Genomic DNA, 969 nt, shown 5'->3' on the forward strand with positions numbered 1-969 from the left:
GAAAGTCCGTGCGGCGGGAGTGCGTCTATCGGGGACGTGGGTTTTCGTGAACGGGGACACCGGGTGTAAGTTCGGCGGGTGGCGCGTTTTGCTGCGCACGCTCGTAAACGGGAAAGAGCAGCTTTCGGAACTTTCGCCGCCCGTGACGGCACCGGCAGGCGGCACCTTTATCATGCCCGCGGGCGACGTGGTGCTTGAAGACAAAATTGTGTAGCAGCGGCTCTCCGCCGGCGCCGGACTCCCAATGAAAGCGGCGCGTTTCGCTCCGGCGAGACGCGCCGCTTTCCGCATGCGGCGCGACAAGGAATATATGGCAGAAAGCAATAAGAACAACGGCGGCGATAAAAAAGGCGGCGGGCGCAAAAGCGGCGGCAAGAACAGCCGGGACAGCCGCGACCCCTACGATTTTTTCAAGCTGGCGCCCGGCGACGGCGCGGACAAGGGCGGGAAAGGCGGCGGCAAAAACAAAAAGCCGCCCGTGCCGTTCTGGGGAATCCTGCTCGCGGTGCTAGGAATCACCGTCGTGCTGAACGTGGTGATGATGCGCCGGCAGGACTCCCTCGTCGACTTTTCGGAGTTCCGCAGCCTGATAGAGAGCGGCGCGATAACCTATGTCGAAATCCGGGAAACATACCTCACCGGCTACACCGACAGGAACCGCTCCCAAACCGGCGCCTTGCCGTCGGCCGGAGGGCTGTTCAAGCTCCCCGTCTCCCCGTCTCGGACGCCCGAATACAAGACTATCGGCTTCCTGACCGACCGCTTCATAAAACTGCTCGACGACTGTGGCGTAACGTACCGCGTTATCCCGAAGCAAAACACCTTCTTCGCCCAGCTTTTCTGGAGCCTCGTCGTGCCGATAGTGCTGATGCTCGTCATGTATTTCTTCCTCTTCCGCCGCATGAACGGGGGCTTGAGCGGCGGGCTTTTCGGCAACGGATCGCGCTCGAGCGCGGTGGCGGAAGGGCA

General features: G+C 61.8%; 1 protein-coding gene and 1 pseudogene. Both read left to right on the forward strand.

The window, feature by feature from the left end; translation table 11 throughout:
• On the forward strand, positions 1-214 hold a 214-nt coding region (locus AWU74_RS11790), incomplete at its 5' end, for a hypothetical protein (protein WP_187150896.1).
• A gap of 96 nt (positions 215-310) precedes the next feature.
• A pseudogene (locus AWU74_RS06160) lies at positions 311-969 on the forward strand (ATP-dependent zinc metalloprotease FtsH); the annotation flags it as partial.

Source organism: Treponema endosymbiont of Eucomonympha sp. (genome assembly GCF_001028545.1).